General features: G+C 59.9%; 17 protein-coding genes. 4 read left to right on the top strand and 13 right to left on the bottom strand.

The window, feature by feature from the left end; translation table 11 throughout:
- The first annotated feature begins 54 nt into the window (after positions 1–54).
- Complete coding sequence (locus ACK3CV_RS20295; RefSeq protein WP_039567349.1) at positions 55–702, top strand: DsbA family protein; 648 nt, start codon at positions 55–57, stop codon at positions 700–702.
- A 32-nt stretch (positions 703–734) separates the two neighbouring features.
- Here the strand turns inward: ACK3CV_RS20295 and ACK3CV_RS20300 are convergent, their stop codons facing one another.
- On the bottom strand, positions 735–1,442 hold the full coding sequence (locus ACK3CV_RS20300) for a tetratricopeptide repeat protein (protein WP_164039849.1): 708 nt from the start codon (positions 1,440–1,442) through the stop codon (positions 735–737).
- Positions 1,443–1,647: 205 nt separating this feature from the next.
- On the opposite strand from ACK3CV_RS20300, the gene ACK3CV_RS20305 reads away from it, so the two are divergent.
- Positions 1,648–3,375 carry an ABC transporter ATP-binding protein/permease gene (locus ACK3CV_RS20305; protein ID WP_164141269.1) on the top strand — a complete coding sequence of 576 codons (1,728 nt, stop codon included), beginning with the start codon at positions 1,648–1,650 and terminating at the stop codon, positions 3,373–3,375.
- 36 nt (positions 3,376–3,411) lie between these two features.
- Here ACK3CV_RS20305 and agaF read toward each other — a convergent pair whose 3' ends face one another.
- The 6 genes from agaF to agaR are packed head-to-tail and all read right to left on the bottom strand — an operon-like array spanning position 3,412 to position 8,092.
- On the bottom strand, positions 3,412–3,846 hold the full coding sequence (gene agaF, locus ACK3CV_RS20310) for a PTS galactosamine/N-acetylgalactosamine transporter subunit IIA (RefSeq protein WP_033654096.1): 435 nt from the start codon (positions 3,844–3,846) through the stop codon (positions 3,412–3,414).
- 10 nt (positions 3,847–3,856) lie between these two features.
- Positions 3,857–4,750: a PTS system mannose/fructose/sorbose family transporter subunit IID gene (locus ACK3CV_RS20315; protein ID WP_164141267.1), complete on the bottom strand. Its 894-nt coding sequence runs from the start codon at positions 4,748–4,750 to the stop codon at positions 3,857–3,859.
- Positions 4,740–5,519 (bottom strand): PTS N-acetylgalactosamine transporter subunit IIC, encoded by a 780-nt coding sequence (agaW, locus tag ACK3CV_RS20320; RefSeq protein WP_033635784.1) that lies wholly within the window; start codon positions 5,517–5,519, stop codon positions 4,740–4,742. The genes ACK3CV_RS20315 and agaW overlap by 11 nt, the downstream gene beginning before the upstream one ends.
- Positions 5,520–5,533: 14 nt before the next feature.
- Positions 5,534–6,010, bottom strand: a complete 477-nt coding sequence (gene agaV / locus ACK3CV_RS20325) for a PTS N-acetylgalactosamine transporter subunit IIB (RefSeq protein WP_019455696.1) — start codon at positions 6,008–6,010, stop codon at positions 5,534–5,536.
- 1 nt (position 6,011) lies between these two features.
- On the bottom strand, positions 6,012–7,295 hold the full coding sequence (locus ACK3CV_RS20330) for a D-tagatose-bisphosphate aldolase, class II, non-catalytic subunit (RefSeq protein WP_060419399.1): 1,284 nt from the start codon (positions 7,293–7,295) through the stop codon (positions 6,012–6,014).
- Positions 7,296–7,318: 23 nt separating this feature from the next.
- Positions 7,319–8,092, bottom strand: coding sequence for a transcriptional repressor AgaR (gene agaR, locus ACK3CV_RS20335; RefSeq protein WP_033649488.1), 774 nt, complete (start codon positions 8,090–8,092; stop codon positions 7,319–7,321).
- 503 nt (positions 8,093–8,595) lie between these two features.
- On the opposite strand from agaR, the gene ACK3CV_RS20340 reads away from it, so the two are divergent.
- Entirely contained in the window at positions 8,596–9,816 is a 1,221-nt protein-coding gene (locus tag ACK3CV_RS20340; RefSeq protein WP_489009892.1) for a CynX/NimT family MFS transporter, read from the top strand.
- Here the strand turns inward: ACK3CV_RS20340 and ACK3CV_RS20345 are convergent.
- The 3 genes from ACK3CV_RS20345 to ACK3CV_RS20355 all read right to left on the bottom strand — a co-directional run bounded on the left by ACK3CV_RS20345 (position 9,809) and on the right by ACK3CV_RS20355 (position 12,154).
- Positions 9,809–9,976 carry a hypothetical protein gene (locus ACK3CV_RS20345; protein WP_436331042.1) on the bottom strand — a complete coding sequence of 56 codons (168 nt, stop codon included), beginning with the start codon at positions 9,974–9,976 and terminating at the stop codon, positions 9,809–9,811. The genes ACK3CV_RS20340 and ACK3CV_RS20345 overlap by 8 nt on opposite strands.
- 23 nt (positions 9,977–9,999) lie before the next feature.
- On the bottom strand, positions 10,000–10,113 hold the full coding sequence (locus ACK3CV_RS20350) for a YmiA family putative membrane protein (protein WP_049232362.1): 114 nt from the start codon (positions 10,111–10,113) through the stop codon (positions 10,000–10,002).
- A 388-nt stretch (positions 10,114–10,501) separates the two neighbouring features.
- Positions 10,502–12,154 carry a multidrug ABC transporter permease/ATP-binding protein gene (locus ACK3CV_RS20355; protein ID WP_033649486.1) on the bottom strand — a complete coding sequence of 551 codons (1,653 nt, stop codon included), beginning with the start codon at positions 12,152–12,154 and terminating at the stop codon, positions 10,502–10,504.
- Positions 12,155–12,521: 367 nt separating this feature from the next.
- On the opposite strand from ACK3CV_RS20355, the gene ACK3CV_RS20360 reads away from it, so the two are divergent.
- On the top strand, positions 12,522–13,073 hold the full coding sequence (locus tag ACK3CV_RS20360; RefSeq protein ID WP_033649485.1) for a tyrosine-type DNA invertase: 552 nt from the start codon (positions 12,522–12,524) through the stop codon (positions 13,071–13,073).
- A 228-nt stretch (positions 13,074–13,301) separates the two neighbouring features.
- Here ACK3CV_RS20360 and ACK3CV_RS20365 read toward each other — a convergent pair whose 3' ends face one another.
- From ACK3CV_RS20365 to ACK3CV_RS20375, 3 genes are read right to left on the bottom strand one after another with little or no spacing between them, the layout of a single operon-like run.
- Positions 13,302–13,985 carry a response regulator transcription factor gene (locus ACK3CV_RS20365; RefSeq protein ID WP_164141263.1) on the bottom strand — a complete coding sequence of 228 codons (684 nt, stop codon included), beginning with the start codon at positions 13,983–13,985 and terminating at the stop codon, positions 13,302–13,304.
- A gap of 45 nt (positions 13,986–14,030) precedes the next feature.
- Positions 14,031–14,726, bottom strand: a complete 696-nt coding sequence (locus tag ACK3CV_RS20370; protein WP_033649483.1) for a LuxR C-terminal-related transcriptional regulator — start codon at positions 14,724–14,726, stop codon at positions 14,031–14,033.
- A 50-nt stretch (positions 14,727–14,776) separates the two neighbouring features.
- Positions 14,777–15,304 carry a fimbrial protein gene (locus ACK3CV_RS20375; protein ID WP_033635791.1) on the bottom strand — a complete coding sequence of 176 codons (528 nt, stop codon included), beginning with the start codon at positions 15,302–15,304 and terminating at the stop codon, positions 14,777–14,779.
- Between the last annotated feature and the right edge of the window lie 38 nt (positions 15,305–15,342).

Below are 15,342 nucleotides of genomic sequence, written 5' to 3' on the forward strand. Positions count from 1 at the left end.
TTGAACCAGCCCTGGCGCCGCGGTGAGCTGCCGCGCGCCAGGCGAGGAGTAAAGATGACCGAAACCACTCTGCATTACATTTTCGATCCGCTGTGCGGCTGGTGCTACGGCGCCGCACCGCTGGTGAAAGCGGCTCAGAGCCTCCCTGGGCTGAAGATCGTGCCGCATGCCGGCGGCATGATGACCGGCAACAACCGCCGTCAGATTACCGACGAATGGCGCAACTACGTCATTCCGCACGACAAACGCATCGCCGAGATGACGGGCCAGCCTTTTGGCGAAGCCTATTTCAACGGCCTGCTGCGCGACACCACGGCAGTGATGGATTCCGAGCCGCCGATCACCGCTATCCTGGCGGCGGAAAAGCTGGCGGGGCGCGGGCTGGACATGCTGCACCGCATTCAGCAGGCGCACTATCAAGAAGGCCGGCGCATCGCCGATACGCCGGTGCTGGAAGCATTGGCGAAAGAATTGGGGTTGCCTTCGGCGGCGTTTATCGCCGAAATGCGTTTCAACACCGGCGCGCCAACCGCGCAGCACATCGCGGAAAGCCGGGCGCTACTGGCCAAAGTGCAAGGCCAGGGCTTCCCGACCTTTGCGCTGCAGGACAGCGAAGGCCGTCTGCATCTGCTGCCGGCCGGCAACTATCTGGGTAACGTGGAAGCCTGGAAAAACCTGCTGGGCGCCGCCGCGCTGGCGTAACCTACCTTTCCCGTCCCGGCTGCCGGGGCGGGTCATTCGACCCGCACGAACCGCCCTTCCGCGCGCACGTTGTGACCGAACCCGCAATCCCCCCGCGTGTGCATCTCCAGCGCTTGCTCGCCAAATTCCAGCGTGACGTCGCAGACCTGCGCGCTTTCCGAGTCATGCTGATGGTAGACCGCTTTGCCGTGCTCAATTGGCAGCTCGGCGGTGAAGTCACCCATGTTCGGCCCGTAATACAGCCCCATCTGCGGCATGGCGTAGCCGGAAAAATCGATCAGCCAGTGCTCGCCCTGCGGCTTCACCGCCACTTCGCTCCACACGCCGCGCCCGGCGTATTGCCAATACACGCCGCCCGGCCCCTGCGGCTGCGGCCGCTGCGCCAGGCGTTGGCGCAACAGGCTCATGTTGTGCTGCGATTTGTCATCGTGCGGCGCCAGCGCCAGGTAGGCCTGTGCCTTGAGCAATTCCCCGGCGCGCATCAGCGACAGCGACACGTTGTTGTAGGCCGTGGCGATGGCCTGCTCGCTCAGGCCGCAAAACTCGCTCCAGGCCGCCTGATCGCGAAAGATGTCGGCAGCTTTGGCGTAATCCTGCCGCTGATAGGCCTTTTTTCCCAGTTCGGCGTAGCTCGCCACCTTTTGGCAGTCGGCGGCGATGTCCGGCTCGTCAATGTGCGCCCAGGCCCGGGCGCCGGCGAAGACGCCGCAGGTCAGCAACAGGGGAAACCAAGCCTTCATCGTTTATCCTTTCTGCAAAAATTCGGCGCCAGTATAACCGCCCGGCGGTGGAGTGTATGCCGCAATTGCGCCCGTCGGCGTGCCGCTGTCGATTCAGCCGCCTTATTTCAAACGGTTAGCGGAGTTAAAACTGCTTACAGTCGCGGTTTGTTTGTTACCGGCCCGCAGCCCATGCTGAACGAAATACCGCAATTATCGAGCCGTTATGAACGCAACCCCCTTGCAGAAACACGCCGTTTGGCAGCTGATCAAACCCTTTTGGGTGTCGGAGGAGCGATGGCGCGCCTGGATGATGCTGATCGCCATCGTCGTCCTGTCGCTCGGCCTGGTCTATATCAGCGTGCAGATCAACCAGTGGAATCAGGTGTTCTACGATGCGCTGCAGAACAAGAACTACCCGGTATTCAAGACGCAGCTGTGGCGCTTTACCTATCTGGCGCTGATCTTCATCGTGCTGGCGGTCTACAAGATCTACCTGACTCAGGGGCTGCAGATGCGCTGGCGGCGCTGGATGACGGAAAAGTTCATGGAAAAATGGCTGGCGCACCAGGCGTATTACCACACCGAGCAGCAGCAGATCGTCGATAACCCCGATCAGCGTATCGCCGAAGATCTCAACGTCTTGACCCAATATACCCTGTCGCTGTCGCTCGGGCTGCTCTCCAGCCTGGTGACGCTGTTTTCCTTTATCGACATCCTATGGCACTTCAGCGGGCCGATGACCTTCGCGCTCGGCCAGCATGCCATCACCTTGCCCGGTTATATGGTGTGGTTCGCGCTGCTGTATGCGGTGCTGGGATCGCTGCTGATCTGGTGGGTCGGCAAACCGCTGGTCATGCTGGGCTTCAACCAGGAACGGTATGAGGCAAACTTCCGTTTCGGCCTGATCCGCATCCGCGAAAACAACGACGCCATCGCGCTGTACCACGGCGAACCGCGCGAGGCGCAGCAGCTGGGCGACCGTTTTGACACCATTCGCAGCAACTGGTGGGCTATTATGCGCATCACCCGGCGGCTGAACATCGCCACCAACTTCTACGGCCAGTTCGCCATCGTATTTCCCCTGCTGGTGGCGGCGCCGCGCTACTTCTCCGGCGCCATTCAGATGGGCGGCCTGATGCAGATCGCCTCGGCCTTCGGCCAGGTACAGGGTGCGCTGTCATGGTTTATCGACGCATTTAACGATTTGGCGACCTGGAAAGCCTGCGTCAACCGTTTGGCCGGCTTCAACGCCGCCGTCGATCAGGTTCATCATCAGCCGCGCGGCATTCAGCTGCGGGAAGAGACCGCCCATCCGTTGACGCTGGATAACCTCAGCCTGAACTTGCCCGACGGCCAGCCGCTGCTGGCCGGCGCCGAGATGACGCTGCAACGCGGCGATCGCCTGCTGATCGTCGGCCCTTCCGGCTGCGGCAAGTCGACGCTGCTGCGGGCCATCGCCGGTATCTGGCCTTACGGCGCGGGGGCTATCGGGGTAGCGGCCAATGCCAACACGCTGTTCCTGCCGCAGCGCAGCTACATTCCGATCGGCACGCTGCGCGAAGCGTTGAGCTACCCGAGCCTGGCGTCGGAATACAGCGATCCGCAGCTGATGCGAGTGCTGGAAAACTGCCGCCTGAAGCACCTGCAGCGTTGGCTGGATACCTCCGCCAACTGGAGCCATCGCCTGTCGCCGGGCGAGCAACAGCGGCTGGCGTTCGCCCGCGCCCTGTTGATTCGCCCGAGCATCCTGTTCCTCGACGAAGCCACCAGCGCGCTGGACGACGAAACCGAACAGTTGATGTACTGCCTGCTGGTGGATGAACTGCCGGACGTGACGCTGATCAGCGTGGCGCACCGCAACAGCGTGGCGAAGTACCACCAGACCTGCTGGCGCTTCAGCCGCAGCGAAGATCAACCGGCGCGCCTGATGCTAAGCCCGCTGCCGGCATAACCCGCAGAGCCGGGCGCGGCGGCGTCCGGCGTTCGTTCAGATGCCGTCGGCCGGCACGTCTTCGCATTTCACCCGGCGGCGCTCATGCCACAGGCTGGTCAGGCCGCGTTTGCCGCACGCCAGCGCCACCTCGCGAAACTCATCCAGGCTCAACCCGTCGCGCTCCAGCATCATTTCCGCCGCCAGCTGCATGTTGACGCCGGTCAGCACTTCGCAATCGCCCTGCGCATCCGCCAGTTCGCAGGCGCTGCGAAACGGCGAGCCGCCGAGCATGTCGGTGAGAAACACCACGCCGTCCGGCTGCGCCACCGCCGCCAGCGCCGAGCGCAAGGCGTCGTTGAGCTGCGCGGTGCTCATCTGTTCAGGGAAATCGACCGCCGCGCAGTGCCGCTGCGGCCCCACCACCTGCTCCACCGCCTGCAACAGCCCGGTGGCGAAGCCGCCGTGGCCGGTAATCACAATGCCTGGCATAGCCCGCTCCTCACAAAATGCCGATAAATTTGCTCGCCACGCCGATCGCTACGGTGACGCCAATCAGCTTCACCGGCGAGAAACCGCGCTTCATCAGGAAGAAAATGAGCAGCGTGAAGCACAGTGGCAACAAGTTGGGCATCAACTTGTCCAGTACGTCGGTCTGCAGCGCCACCCTGGCCTTGCCGGCATGCATCACCAACGGCGTGGACAGATGCACATACGAGGCCACCAGCGCGCCGATCACCGTCATGCCGACGATCGACGCGGCGTGAGAAATGCGCCGGGTGTGGGTCTTCAACAGCGCCAGCGCGCTGGTGCCGGCCTGATAGCCGTAGTGCGCCAGCCCGAAGCGCAGGCCGAAGTGGAACAGGTTGAACAGCAGCAGGAAGACGATCGGCCCGAACAGGCTGCCCTCCAATGCCAGCGAAGCGCCTATCCCGGCGCAGATCGGCAGCAGCGTCAGCCAAAACAGCGCGTCGCCGATGCCGCCGAGCGGCCCCATCAGCGCCACTTTCACCGCGCGAATGGTGGAGATCTTCTCCTTGTTCTGCTCCATCGCCAGCACCAGGCCGGACAGGAAGGTGACGTCGAACGGGTGCACGTTGATAAATTCCATGTGCATCTTCATCGAGTTGGCCAGATCCTGCGGGTTGCGGTGGATCTTGCGCAGCCCGGGGATCAGCTGGTACAGCCAGCCGCCGGCCTGCATACGTTCATAGTTGAACGACGCCTGCAGCAGCAGCGAACGCCAGGCCATACGGTTGATGTCGCCGCGCGTCAGCGCTTCGGCGGGCTGGCTGTCCAGATAGTCGTCCTGCTCCACCTGGCTGGTGGCCAGCGCCTGCGCCATGCGTTGCTCGGCCTTTTGCGCCAGCAGATCGTCGGAATCGTTAAATGCCATCTTCGGCGTCCTCCTGCGGAGCGGGCCGGGCCGTCGCCTCTGCCGCGCCGCGTTGCGTGTTGAAGAAATCGATCAGGGCGATCGCCAGGGCGCCCAGCGCCACCGCCAGGATCGGCAGCTTAAGGAACGTGACCGAGATAAAGCCGAGGATAAAATAGGCCACGTAGGTTTTTTTCATCATCACCTTCATCAGCAGCGAGAAGCCGATCGCCGGCATCATGCCGCCCGCCACCGCCAGCCCGTCCAGCAGCCAACCCGGCGCCTTCTGCACCATGGCGCTGGCCGCATCGGCGCCGAAGTAAATCGGCAGGAACGCCACCACGAAATAGAAGATGAACAGGATGCCGATGCCGAGATAGTTCACCCGTTCGACGCCGCGCCAGTTCAGCTCTTTCACCATGCGATCGCAGCGGTGCATCATCGGCGAGAACAGCGTAAACAGCAGCGTGATGCAGCCCTGCACCGCAATCGAGAATGGCACCGCCACGCCGATCGCCACTTTAGGGTCGGCCTTGGTCAGAATGGCGAACGCGGTGCCGATCACCCCGCCGATCACCACGTTCGGCGGTTGGGCGCCCGCCAGCGGCACCATCCCCATCCACACCAGCTCCAGCGTGCCGCCCACCAGCAAGCCGGTGTAGACATCGCCCAAAATCAGCCCCACCAGCGGCCCCATCACCACCGGCCGGTGGAAATGGGTCAGGCCGTCGAACAGGTCCACCCCCGCCAGCCCGGCCAACAACGCAATCAATAACGCATCCGTCAACATGCTTTCCCCCTGGCTCAAAAGAGCAGTTTGCCGATCGCCTCGCCCGCCTCATCCGGCACCCGGCGCACTTCGCACTCCACGCCCAGCGCTGCTAACGCGCGAAACGCGGCCACGTCGCCGTCGTCCAGCGACACCGTTTTGTGCACCTGCCGCTTCCCCTCGGCGAAGTGCATGTTGCCGACGTTGACGAAACGGATCGGCACCCCGCCGCGCACCAGCGTCAACACATCCTGCGGCGTTTTGCACACCAGAAAAATCTTCTGCCGATCCGCCGCCTTGTGGATCACGTCGATGGTTTTCTGCAGCGTGAAGTAGCGGGTCTGCACCCCTTCCGCCACCACCATGTCCATCAGGTTCTGCTGCACCGGATCGGCGGCGGCCTCGTCGTTGGCCACCACCACCAGGTTGGCGCCGAGGGTGTTGGTCCAGGTCACGCCCACCTGGCCGTGCACCAGGCGATTGTCGATGCGGGTCATTAAAATGTTCGGCATGTCAGCGGCCCTCCGGGTAGCAGGCGGCGTGGTAATCGTCGAGCACCTGCGTCACTTTATGCAGCACCCACTCTTGCGGATCGGCGCTCAATTCGCCGGCGTTCAGCGCCCGCGCCTGATCCGGCAGGTACTGGCTGAGCAGCGCCAGCGGCGCCGGGCTGCGGCGCAGGTTGTCCAGCAGCCCGTCGACCGCCTGCTGCACCTGCGGCTGCGGCCAGTAGTAACGCACCCGATCGCTCAGGCTGTAGTGGCGATCGAGGTACTGTTGGTGCGGCGTGCCGTGGTAGTAGCGGCTCCACTGCTGCGGCTGCTCGCGCATCACCTGCTCCAGCGTGGCGCACAGCTGCGCCGACTGGCGCTCCCCCAGCCATTCACGTTCGATGCGATCGAGGGCGAACAGCGCTTCGCGCAGCGCGAAGGTCAGCGCCGGCCCCACCTTCAGGATGGCGAAGTGATCGCGCACCAGTTGGCGGTAGGCCTGCGGCGGCTGATAGTCCGTGGAGTGCGCTTCATAGATCATGCCCGGCTGGCGTTCGATGAAATGGCTCAAGGCGTCGGCGCGCTGCGGCTGATAGCGTTCGACGCGGTGGTGATCGAACTCGACGCCCGGCTGCACCACCAGCGCGATGGTTCTCTGCCAGGCATCGTTCAGCTCGGCCTGTTGCCAGGCGATACGGTGCGTTTCCAGCGTTTGCGCCACCGCCTGCGGCGTGGTGACCTGCAGGCTCGCCAGCGCCTCCTGCGCGCCGCCCGGCACCGGCACTTCGGTGCCAATCACATAGACCGGCGCTTCGCCGCCGCTCTGCATCCAGGCCCGCTCCGCCACCGCGCACAAGCGCGCCGCACGCTCGGCGACCGTGGCATCCCCCAGGGGCGAGGGATCGCCGGCGCACGACATGGAACAATCGAGGTGAATCTTGCGAAATCCGGCGCGAACGTAATCGTCGATCAAGGTTTCCGCCAGCGCCATCGCCTCCTGAGCCGGGCGATCTTGCCAGGCGTTGGGCCCCAGGTGATCGCCGCCCAGCCACACGCGATCGCGCGCCAGGCCAACCTCATCCGCCAGATGCCACAGCGCATCGCGGAACTGGGCCGCCGTTTGGCCGGTATAGCCGCCGAACTGATTGACCTGGTTGGACGTCGCCTCCACCAATACCGGCGTGCCGCGCGCTTTGGCCTGCCGCAGCGCGGCCTTCAGAACCCAGGGATGGGCGGAACAGACGGAAAAGATCCCGACCGGCATACCGGCCTTGTGCTGCTCGACAAGCTGTAACAACTGCTGCATGAAGCCCCCATGCAGGCGCCCTGCTACCGATCGGCGATGATGACCTCTACGCCCAGCTCGGTTAACGCCCGCTCGTAATCGTCCGGAAGACGGCTGTCGGTGATCAGCCGATGGATTTGTCCGGCTTCGCGAATCATGCAAAAGCTCTTGCGACCGAATTTGCTGGCATCCGCCACCGCGATAATCTCGCGCGCCACCTCGCACATCACGCGATTGAGGTGCGCCTCACCGGGGTGAGGCGTGGTAATGCCGGCGCTCAGATCGAACCCGTCGACGCCCAAAAACAGCTTGTCGAAGCGGTACTGACGCAATTGCTGCTCGGCGGCCGGACCGTAGAGCGAGTAAGAGTTGCGGCGCACGCTGCCCCCCAGCACCATAACCTCCACCCCGTCGTTTCCCGAAAGCTCGTAGGCAATGTTCAGCGCATTGGTCATCACCACCAGATCGCGCCGCCCCTTCAGGAACGGCACGATCTGCGTGGTGGTGGAGCCGGAATCGAGGATCAGCGCATCGCCGTCGCGCACATAGCCGGCCGCCGCGTTGGCGATCAGCGTTTTGACGTCGCGATTCAACCGCCCCTTGTCCCGCAGCGGCCGATCGAAAGCGAATTGCTGATTGAGCATCGCGCCGCCGTAAGCGCGCAGCGCACACCCTTTTCGTTCCAGAAAGCGCAGATCGTTGCGGATCGTCACCGTGGATACCGCAAACTGTTTGCTGAGCTGCTCCACGCGCACGCTGCCGTGCTCGCATAACAGATCGATAATGTGTTCACGTCGCTTTGCGGTATTCACTGGCATGAGCTGCGGTCCTCAGGTTTCCGGCATCGCCGGGGAGAAGATGGCTTTCGCTCTACTGCGCAGGCATTACAGCAAAGCGAAAGCAATGAAATTGTGATCGGGCTTACAGCCCGGTTTTAGCAAAAAAACCGCCAAAAAACCTTTCGAATCGAAACGGATCGAAAAGCCCAAAAGCGGAAGGGAGAAAAAGTGAAATGCCAGGATGGGCGAGAGGCCCGGAGCGCCGAGGTGTGGGCTGCGAGGAAAGCGAAAGCGGCGCCTAGCGCGCCCCGCGCCCTGACTTTTAGTTCACTCAGTGACCAGGATCACATAATGGCAATTATCCTGCAGCCGGCGGGGGTTAACCGCCGCCATCCCGCCGGGCCATCCCCTTGTCAGCGCGCGCCATCTTCCCTACACTTGCAATCGGATACCGCCAATTTGTCGGTACGTAAGCGTTAACGTCAATCAACGCATCATGCCATGCAGCACTGATTGACTGCATGCCCTGGTGCGAGGAACCCATGCCGCAACCCGCTTCACCCCCAGCGTCCACCGCGACCCCGCGTCGCCGATTACACCGCCCCTCTCTGCTGATCGTCGGCATTATGCTGATCGCGGCCAACCTGCGCGCCGCCCTGACCAGCGTCGGCCCGCTGCTGGAACAGATCCAGCAGCAGCTGGCGTTGTCCGCCACCGCCGCCGGCCTGATCAACTCGCTGCCGCTGATCCTGTTCGCCATCCTCTCGCCATTGACTCCGGCGCTGGCGAAACGCATCGGCATCGAGCGCACCCTGGGTCTCGCCCTCGCGCTGCTGGTCTGCGGCATCGCGCTGCGTTCCCTGCCGCAAGACGCCATGCTCTGGCCGGGCAGCATCCTGATCGGCGCCGCCATCGCCTTCGCCAACGTGGTGCTGCCGACGCTGGTGAAAAGAGATTTCCCGCATCGCGCCGCCGCGATGATCGCGGCCTATGCGGCGGTGATGTCGCTGGTTGCCGCCATCGCCTCCGGCCTGGCGGTGCCGCTGGCTGCCCTGGCCGACCTCGGCTGGCGGTTCTCCTTACTGTGCTGGGGGTTGCCCGCGTTGCTGGCGCTGCTGGTGTGGCTGCCGCAGCTGCGACGCTCAGCCACTCCCGCCGCCAAAGCGCCGCAGCCGACGGAGCCACAGCGCTATCGCTCTCCCTGGGGCAGCCCGCTGGGTTGGCAAGTGGCGATGTTCATGGGGCTGCAATCGATCGCCTTCTACACCATCATCGGCTGGTTCAGCGCCTTTGCCGCCAGCTACGGCACCTCAGCTCAGCAGGCAGGTTTCGAGCTGTTCGTTTACCAGGTGGTGGCCATCGTCGCCAACTTTGTCATGGTGGTGATTTTGCCGCGCGCACACGATCAACGGGCGATAGCGCTGGGCAGCTCGCTGCTGATCTTTATCGGCGTCGGGGGATTATTGGTGCAACCCGCCAGTTCACTGGTGTGGCTGACGTTTGCCGGATTGGGGGCGGGGAGTTCGCTGGTGCTGGCGCTGTCGTTCTTTGGATTGCGCAGCCAGCATCATCATCAGGCGACGCTGCTGTCGGGTATGGCGCAATCCGTCGGTTATCTGTTGGCGGCGCTGGGGCCCACCCTATTCGGCCTGCTGCACGATCTGACGGCAGGTTGGCGTTTGCCGTTGATCGCCCTGCTGTGCCTGACCGTCTTGCAAATGCTGTTCGGCGCGCTGGCCGGCCGCCGCCGCGTGATCAGCTAACGCGGCTGCGCGATGGGGGCCGCGGCGGCTCAGAGTCGGTATCCTGCCATAAGTCTTCAATAAAGGCGCGCTGCTCATCGCTCAGCACCCATGACGGCGGAATTTTGGACTGTGCGCGACGCTCAGCGCCCTCACGGTTTTTAGCCTGCTTCTTGTTCACTAATCGCCTTCCTGCTTAACCTGCTAACTCAGTAACCAGTAAATCACGGCGGCGGTTAACAGCCAGAACAGCCCGCTACCGATAAATACACACAGCCATGCTCTACGTTTGATATCTGATCCATCCTTGCTCACCACAGCGCCCTCAACCAATAGATTAAACCATTCAAATTATGATTATTGATCTATTTTAACGATCAATAAAGTAGCTTTTTCCTATGGAAATTTAAAAAACAGCTGCCAGCCATAGGCCTGCATCACCGCCTCAGTAAGAACGGCACCGTGGATATCACTGTTATCGGCAGGCGATAACTTGTATTGATAGGCGAACGAAGGTGCAGTGTGCCATACCTTGGAAGGTCGAAATTAAACCACTGGTAAATAATTCAACTATCAATTATTTGACTGGCCGTAAGCCAAATCGGCAACAGGCAGCGCTGGAGACGGGGGAGAAAATGAAGCGATGTACTGGGATCATGCGGAGAGAAGCACCGGCCCGTTTTGGTCTCGCTCGGGCCGGCGTGAGTTAACCGATTCTGCTGACGGAATCCCGGCTGGCGTGTTCACGTTCGCTGCCGGTCAGCTCACGTAAATGGCCTGAGCGCATCTCAAGCAACCGATCGGCGTGTTCGAAATAGTGATCGTCATGGCTGATGGCAAACACCGTTTTGCCCATCGCGCGCAGCTCCGGCAATAGTTCACGATAGAAAGTGCGCCGAAATTGCGGATCCTGATCCGCGGCCCATTCATCCAACAGCAAGATATCGCGCTGTTCCGCCACCGCCAGCAGCAAAGCCAGACGTTTGCGTTGCCCCTGCGACAGCTGCGGATTGGTCACCCTGGTGCCGTCAAACTGCAGTTTGCTTTTCATATTCAACCGCTCGAGCCAGATGGCGACCAGATCCGCATCGGGTTCACCGCCTTCCGGCCCTTGCAAGCGATCGAACTGATGAAAATCGGTGAAAATCGCCGAAAACAGCCGCCGGTAGTCCGGCATATCCGCTGCGCTCTGTGCGACGCCATCCAGAACGATATGGCCGCTTACCGGCCGGTACAACCCGGTCAACAACATCGCCAGCGTTGACTTGCCGCTGCCGTTGCCGCCGATCAGAAAGACCAGCTCACCACGCCGCAGCGTCAGATTGAGCGGCCCGACGGCAAAACCGGGCTGCTGTTCGGTATCTGCATAGTGAAAAACCACGTCGCGCAGCTCCAGCGTCTGCCAGGGGCGACCAACGGCGGCAGGAAACGCCGGTTGATACTCGGCCAGGCGCAGCGTCTTCAGCTTGTTAAAGGCCACTTCGGCGCTGACCAGCGTCGGAAACGCTCCGACCGCTTGCAGTAATGGCGTGCGCAAAAACAGCAGCGTCAGTGAATAGGTGGCGGCCACCGCCGAGTCCGCCCATCCCAGACTGTTGGCCATAAAGAACACCAGCCCAATCGCGCCCAACATCATGATGTTTGACCAGTTGAGCGCGCTCAAATGGAAGGTATCGGCGCGAATGATGTGGTGGCGATAAGCTTGCGCATCGGGCTGATAGGCCTGTTCGTACAGCGCCTGCGCCCGCTTGCGGTTCAACGTCAGTTCCTTGCGGCCGTCAATCACCGATTCATAACGATGATAGAGACGTTCTTCCGACTCACGCAAACTGGCCATATGACGATAAACCCGTGATACCAGGCAGCCGCTGCCCACGACGGTCACCGCCACCCAGACTGCCGTGACCGCCAGCATTTTCGGCGATAGCCACCCCAGATAGGCCGCTGCCCCCAGGGTTAAAATCACCCCTTGTACCAGTTCAGGCAGGCGCACGAAGGCGACGGTGATATTGCGGATATCGCTGGACAGGCTGGCCAACAATGAGGCGCTGCCCAATTGTTCGAGGCGTTCAATATCGGTATCCAAAATGCGCTTCACTAACTGCCCACGCAGGCGATAGACGAAGTAATGGCCCAATGTCGTCAGCGCCAATTGCGAACCCAAGGTGACCGCTATCAACAATGCCAACAGGGCGAGAAACACCGGCAGCACGGCCAAGGCATCGCCGCCGGCATCCATCAGGTATTGATTGATAAAAGCAATGATACCGATACCTAAGCCGGCGCTGGCCATGGTCAACGCCATGACAGCCAGAAATGGCCAACGATACTGGTGATAAACCACCCGTAGCAGTTCCATGAAAAAACCTCTGAAGTCGCGATCTGGCAGGCATTGTAAGCGGCGTGAGAATGAGATCAAGACGAATTCTCAACACAGTTTATCAAGCACCGTTCTGAGAGAGGCGGTATCCCCGTGGTCATCTGACGGTGGCAAAATTTCCATACGGCTCTTACAGGACGCTCAATATTCGCTGATTAAATAGCTTCCCGAAATAAATTAAATAAACATATATTAATCAAAAAGCCATTCACTTAAAAAATAAAACAATAAAAACCCATGCATTCACAAATGAAATTATTTATTTTCTTTGCCGCCTATTATGTTCCAATGCTTTAATAAAGCGTCATAATAGAAATCGCCAACATCTAAGACGCAGGAAAGGAAAATGAAAAAAAGGAAATTTCTTAGTCAGGTTGAAATTGAGCAACTGATTGCCGCTGTGAATGAAGGAAAAAATAGCATTCGAGATCGTTGTTTACTATTAATGTGCTTTATTCACGGCTTGCGGGTTAGCGAACTGCGTGCATTGCGCCTTCAGGATATTGACCTTACCTCCAATAGGATCCATATATCCCGGTTGAAAAATGGGTTTTCCGTTCAGCACCCCATTCAACCGCGAGAACGGCAGGCGCTGTTAAACTGGCTGGCCCAACGGGCGAACTATCCTGACGCTGAAGCGCCATGGCTATTCCTGTCGCGCCACGGCGGGCAGATATCACGTCAGCAGCTCTATCGGTTGATGAGAATGTATGGCGAGATGGCCGGCATTAGCGTTCAGGTCCATCCTCACATGTTGCGACATTCCTGCGGTTACGCCCTTGCGGATAAAGGGATCGATACGCGTTTGATTCAGGATTATTTAGGGCACAAAAATATCCAGAATACGGTGATTTACACCGCGACCAACGTAGAGCGATTCCGCACGATCAACATTTAACCTCACGACGAGAATAATTACGCAGCCCCGTCCTCCGTTAAACAACACATCGAGTGCTATGCAATATTCAGATGGGAGAGGCAGCCCGGCACGTCATCAACGGCCTACTCAGCAATATTTTAACGCCGAGCTGCTTTTCATGCATCGGCGCCAGGGATAGGCCATACTGGGTAAGCTTTTAACGGCAAGCCTGCCGATAAATCATAGCCCATACCGTTTCATTAAAGGTTAGGTGCCCTTTGACCATTTCCCCCCCAATTGCCGCGTAATATTGCCGTGCAGAGAAAACAGTTCGCTGTCATTCTTCACCTGCAGTTTACGCATGGCGCTGCATTTATGCGCGCTGATCGTCTTGATGCTGCGCCGTTGCAACTCGGCGATTTGCCGCAGGCTCATTCCGTTGAACAAAAAGGCCAAGACGTCGCTCTCACAGCGGGTCAACTTTCGCGTTGCCGCCTCCTCTCCGCTAACGGAGGGCGCCAGAAAAGCGCCTATCTGCGGGCTCAACACGCGTTCCCCAAGCAGCACGCGATTAAAAAACTCCGCCACCAGCGGCAAAGCGTCATCTCTGGCTACGATGCTGATATTGGGCTGGTTCAACAGACGCCCCACCTCTTCTGCATTCTGGCAGCGGGTATAGACGATCACCCGCAATTCGGGCAACTGCGTGCACAAGGCAAGCAACGTTTCCCTGCCCTGAGCGACCGTTTCATCTTCACCATCCATCTCGCTAATCAGCACGTCAGCCTGCTGATAGACCACGCTATCCGCCACCGCGCGGACGCTGGTTTCCTTTACGACGACTTTTGCCTGGGTTGGCAGCGTTTTTAAAAAACTCGTCAACCCCTCCAGCGTTAATGGGCATCTGTCCATTAATGCTATGTTCAGCGGCTGCTGACGCCATGAATGCATAATCTGCTCCTATGCTTGCTTACCCCAGAGGCATCGCACGCTTGCCTAGCGAACAAAAGACGAACCTTGCGCAGCCATCCATTTCCCCTGAAGATACAATTCCCCATCGCTGTGAAATCCCAACTTCAACATCGCATTGCGTTTATGCGTGCTGACGGTGCGAATATCACGGCACATCGTTAACGCCACGCTGGTCACGCTTTTGCCGGAAAACAACTGGGTCAGCACATCCAGTTCCTTCGCCGTCAGAGGCTTGTCGGCTGTCGCCTCATGCAATTGACGCTGACGCACCCGATGGCTGAAACTGCTGCAGCCCGCCAAGACCTGTTGGACGCAATGAGTCAACGCAATGGCCGGCTCTTGCTTCAACATCAGGCCGCGGATGCCGGATGCGATCAGTTGCCGCAGCAGCCTAGGCTCATCCAATGCCGTACAAATAATTATCGCGGTGTCCGGCGAGCTTTCACGCACATCGGCAATCAGCCTGAAGCCGTCCAATACCAATTCTGATTTGCCGCACAAATCCATCACCAGTAAACGATGCGTGTGCTGAGTGAATAAGGCTCTCAGCGCCACCAGGTTCGTCACCTGTCGAACGTTGTCGGGCTGTAGACCGCAGGACTCAATCAATCGGTTTCTCATCCCCAACGCCGTGAGGGGGCAAGGTTCCATGATAGCCACGGCCCCCGTCGCCGCATTGCCGGCCGCCAAGGTTGTTCCATAGGGATAATTAATATTCATATCATCACCTTAAATCTGTCGTTAACCTTCCATCTAGGGCAGCCCTTTGTCTACTGATAGACGAAAGTGACCTGCAGAGCCCCTTCTATCGAACCGGGCGTTGAACCGCCATTGACGCTGAATGCCCGCGCCCGCAAATTGAATTTGGCTTCATTCGTCGCCCGATTAACTAACTGGGCCATACTCTTGCCATTGCCCAGGTTTGCCCCCTGGCTATTTTGCAATTCAATTTGCACTCGGCGAGAACTGCCGGTGCTTTTGTACAAGCTGGCACCTTCATCCGCAGCCGTTCCGCTGAAGGTTGCGACGACCGACGTGGTGGTGCTTGGGCAGTTTTTTAGCGTCAAAGGGAACTCCACCCACGGGCTAAAGGCACCGGAGGTCGCCAGTACGGCGGCAGAAATATCGTCCCCCAGATTGACCGAAACCGTGCCGTTCGCGCCGTCGATTTCACAGGGTGCCGCTTTGATGTTGCCGGTAATCACTATTTTTGATACGGCATACGCCGACGGCATCGCCAGGAGAAACAGGCCCGCCAGCGCCAATTTGCAGCCAATACCGCTAAAAACCTTCCCCATAATCTGCTCCTTCTCGTTAAACGCCGGGCCCCCGGCGT

It is taken from the genome of Serratia sp. TSO36 (genome assembly GCF_057808395.1).

Bases quoted from the DNA above. Each gene is read 5' to 3' on its own strand.
- ACK3CV_RS20295 (WP_039567349.1), top strand. From the start codon at position 55: ATGACCGAAACCACTCTGCATTACATTTTCGATCCGCTGTGCGGCTGG.
- ACK3CV_RS20300 (WP_164039849.1), bottom strand. From the start codon at position 1,442: ATGAAGGCTTGGTTTCCCCTGTTGCTGACCTGCGGCGTCTTCGCCGGC.
- ACK3CV_RS20305 (WP_164141269.1), top strand. From the start codon at position 1,648: ATGAACGCAACCCCCTTGCAGAAACACGCCGTTTGGCAGCTGATCAAA.
- agaF (WP_033654096.1), bottom strand. From the start codon at position 3,846: ATGCCAGGCATTGTGATTACCGGCCACGGCGGCTTCGCCACCGGGCTG.
- ACK3CV_RS20315 (WP_164141267.1), bottom strand. From the start codon at position 4,750: ATGGCATTTAACGATTCCGACGATCTGCTGGCGCAAAAGGCCGAGCAA.
- agaW (WP_033635784.1), bottom strand. From the start codon at position 5,519: ATGTTGACGGATGCGTTATTGATTGCGTTGTTGGCCGGGCTGGCGGGG.
- agaV (WP_019455696.1), bottom strand. From the start codon at position 6,010: ATGCCGAACATTTTAATGACCCGCATCGACAATCGCCTGGTGCACGGC.
- ACK3CV_RS20330 (WP_060419399.1), bottom strand. From the start codon at position 7,295: ATGCAGCAGTTGTTACAGCTTGTCGAGCAGCACAAGGCCGGTATGCCG.
- agaR (WP_033649488.1), bottom strand. From the start codon at position 8,092: ATGCCAGTGAATACCGCAAAGCGACGTGAACACATTATCGATCTGTTA.
- ACK3CV_RS20340 (WP_489009892.1), top strand. From the start codon at position 8,596: ATGCCGCAACCCGCTTCACCCCCAGCGTCCACCGCGACCCCGCGTCGC.
- ACK3CV_RS20355 (WP_033649486.1), bottom strand. From the start codon at position 12,154: ATGGAACTGCTACGGGTGGTTTATCACCAGTATCGTTGGCCATTTCTG.
- ACK3CV_RS20360 (WP_033649485.1), top strand. From the start codon at position 12,522: ATGAAAAAAAGGAAATTTCTTAGTCAGGTTGAAATTGAGCAACTGATT.
- ACK3CV_RS20365 (WP_164141263.1), bottom strand. From the start codon at position 13,985: ATGCATTCATGGCGTCAGCAGCCGCTGAACATAGCATTAATGGACAGA.
- ACK3CV_RS20370 (WP_033649483.1), bottom strand. From the start codon at position 14,726: ATGAATATTAATTATCCCTATGGAACAACCTTGGCGGCCGGCAATGCG.
- ACK3CV_RS20375 (WP_033635791.1), bottom strand. From the start codon at position 15,304: ATGGGGAAGGTTTTTAGCGGTATTGGCTGCAAATTGGCGCTGGCGGGC.